Source organism: uncultured Algibacter sp., assembly GCF_947495675.1.
Lineage (GTDB): Bacteria > Bacteroidota > Bacteroidia > Flavobacteriales > Flavobacteriaceae > Algibacter_B.
In genome coordinates this window covers 1-2,911 of the sequence record NZ_CANLZX010000042.1, presented here as the reverse complement: position 1 = coordinate 2,911, position 2,911 = coordinate 1, and the positions used below count along the sequence as shown (strand labels likewise).

Below are 2,911 nucleotides of genomic sequence, written 5' to 3'. Positions count from 1 at the left end.
AAGCAAAAAAAATATGAAAATTTTATAATACAATATGTTACTAATTGGAATAAAAGAACAGCTTGTTTTGATTTTATAAAACCTATACAAGCTTTACCTTTCTATTGGACATCACCCCCATCTAAAATCAATGCGGTTAAGCAAAACATAACACGAGTAATTATTGTAGAATCAACAACATTTTATTCTAAAAAAACTGGATTTAAAGAAATACGCAATCAAGAATTAAAATATCTAACCATTCCTAATAATTATTTTAAACATTAACGGATTTAAATAAGAAATGATAAGGATTTTTCACATCTTCACTTATGTTTTCTAGAGCTACTTCCATCCCAATTTTAAACTCATGTGCTAAATCAAGAAATAAGTCCATAACTACTTGATCTTCTAAGGCCCATCCTGTTGAATCAAAAACAGTTAATTCATCTTTTAGGTGTTTATACTCATCATAATTTTGAATAACAGTATACAAATCAGAACCAATTTGATCATCAGTTAATTGCTGACACTCTCCTTCTTTTTTGGCTTGTTCTGTGAAATCTGGACAAACAAAACTTTCTTTTAGTAAATTAATTGGTAATTCAATCTTACCTGGGAAATCTGATCCAATAGCGTTAATGTGAAGATGTGGCTTATTATTATATTCTGTAAACAACGGACCTTCTCCAACATCTATGGATGTTTCTGTACAAATAATATCACTCTCACTTAAAATATTAACAATTTCTTTATGTAATACGTCAATATCCAATCCTAAAAGTGCACTTCTATTTTTAAAAGATTTTACAGCTTCTATATCCGTATCATAAATAAGTACTTTCTTAATTGGGAATAACCTAGAAATGGCATGCAACTGAGTAATTGATTGTGCTCCACAACCAATCAATCCTAAAGTTGAACTTTCTGGATGTGCCATATATTTAGTTGCTACTGCAGATGCGGCACCTGTTCTTAGCGCCGTTAAAAGTACACCATCTACCAAACCTTTTAAATGTCCTGTTTTAGTATCATAAGATGATATGGTTGATAATATTGTTGGCAAATTAAATTTAACAGGATTTTTAGGATGATACCCAACAACTTTAATAACTACTTCTTCTCCTGTTTTATATACAGGCATCCATTCCACAAGCCCAACATGGTCAGTATTATAATTAAAACCTGATCGAATTGGAATAACCGTATCAAGGGTGTTAAAGTTTTCAAATTCTTTTATTAATCTAAAAGTCAAATCGTCCATTAATCGATCAATACCGTATTTCTGCATAAGTAAATTTACATCGGATGCAGACAATAACAATGTGGTAATTTTATTCATATTGAAATAGCAATTATACTAAATACAAGAAAAATATGTATTAGCTTTTTTATGTAATGTATAATTTTTTAGTTAATTAATCCAAAGTATTACAGTAGTTTACGACAAGAAGTTATTTTTTTAAGATGTTGAACACTATCCTCTGTAAAAAACTGTAATTCAACGTTTATTTTTAGATAGAAAATATTTTTTTCCTTTATTTATAAAAAAAGTGCTCATCTGAGCTCACAACCAAAATTCTATGAAATATTCATTTTTAAGAAAAAAAACACCATTATTATTTTTGTTTTTTTTCTTACCATTACTAGTCTTTTCACACATACCTAACCAAAGTTATATTTTTTTAAGAATTTATGAAACAGAAGGTATTCAAGGACGTTTTGAAATAAATACAAGGGAAATAAATAAGGTATTTGGAACCGATTTTAAAGATGGTGTTAAATTTAGTGAAGTTGAGCCTTACATAAAGGACATTAAAGCATACCTTCTTGGCAACACTTCATTTTCTTCAAATTTGGGCTCTCATAAAATTATTTTAGAAGATAATTCAAGTATTTTTCCTTATAGTCTTGGTGATTTTGTTCAAGTCTACTTTCATTTAGAAAATACTGAGAACTTACCAGATAAATTGAATGTAAAATATAATGCCGTTTTTGAAAAAGATAATACTCATCGTGGTTATTTAGTTACAGAATACAACTGGCGCGAAGGTGTTATAAATGAGGAAGCAAATATAACTTTAGATTTTGCTCCTAATAAAACACAAGACACCATGGATTTAACCAAATCATCAGTTTGGAATGGATTCTATGCTATGGTAAAGCAAGGTGTTTGGCATATATGGATTGGCTTGGACCATATACTATTTTTATTGGCTTTAATACTACCTTCGGTTGTAAGAAGGCGAAAAAACAAACTTGATAAGTATAGTATTTATGATTGGGAACCTGTAATGACTTTCAAAGCTGCATTTTTCTACATTATTAAAGTAGTTACCTTTTTTACTATAGCACATACAATTACTTTAACCCTTGCCTCTTTAGATATAGTTAGTTTACCATCAAGATTGGTAGAGTCTATTATTGCCTTTTCAATTGGCCTAGCAGCTTTTCATAATATAAAACCTATTTTTAAATTAAAAGATTGGAACATAGCCTTTATTTTCGGTTTATTTCATGGTTTTGGATTTGCTAGTGTATTAAGTGATCTAGGTCTAACAAATGAGTTTTTAACACTATCGTTATTAGGGTTTAATGTGGGTGTAGAAATTGGACAATTAGCTATTATTGCTGCAATATTCCCTATACTTTATTTTATACGTAAACTTAAACTGTACCCAAAACTCTTAGTTTATCTATCTGTCATTTTAATAATTATTTCTGCATATTGGTTTATAGAACGTGCTTTCGATATTAATTTAAAAGCCGATGAGTATTTAATGAAGTACGCTTACGAAACAGCTAAATGGCTTGGATTAAAATAAACTTAAATTGGTTTTATGGAAAAAGGAAATAAAAAAGAGTCATTACTAGATAGGTGGAAAAATAGGGAGACAAAAGACAGCACTACAAATTCTATAAAAAAAGCACC

General features: G+C 29.2%; 3 protein-coding genes. 2 read left to right on the top strand and 1 reads right to left on the bottom strand.

What is annotated here, in order from left to right:
- On the top strand, positions 1-267 hold a 267-nt coding region (locus Q0842_RS15980; RefSeq protein ID WP_298500488.1), incomplete at its 5' end, for a hypothetical protein.
- On the opposite strand, the gene Q0842_RS15975 is transcribed toward Q0842_RS15980, so the two are convergent.
- Positions 257-1,321 (bottom strand): hypothetical protein, encoded by a 1,065-nt coding sequence (locus Q0842_RS15975; RefSeq protein ID WP_298500486.1) that lies wholly within the window; start codon positions 1,319-1,321, stop codon positions 257-259. The two genes, Q0842_RS15980 and Q0842_RS15975, sit on opposite strands and share 11 nt — an antisense overlap.
- A 241-nt stretch (positions 1,322-1,562) precedes the next feature.
- Here Q0842_RS15975 and Q0842_RS15970 point away from each other — a divergent pair, with 241 nt between their 5' ends.
- Entirely contained in the window at positions 1,563-2,804 is a 1,242-nt protein-coding gene (locus tag Q0842_RS15970) for a HupE/UreJ family protein (RefSeq protein ID WP_298500484.1), read from the top strand.
- The last annotated feature ends 107 nt before the right edge of the window (positions 2,805-2,911 follow it).

Excerpts from the sequence above, each read along its gene's own strand:
- Q0842_RS15975 (WP_298500486.1), bottom strand. The coding sequence starts at position 1,321 with ATGAATAAAATTACCACATTGTTATTGTCTGCATCCGATGTAAATTTA.
- Q0842_RS15970 (WP_298500484.1), top strand. The coding sequence starts at position 1,563 with ATGAAATATTCATTTTTAAGAAAAAAAACACCATTATTATTTTTGTTT.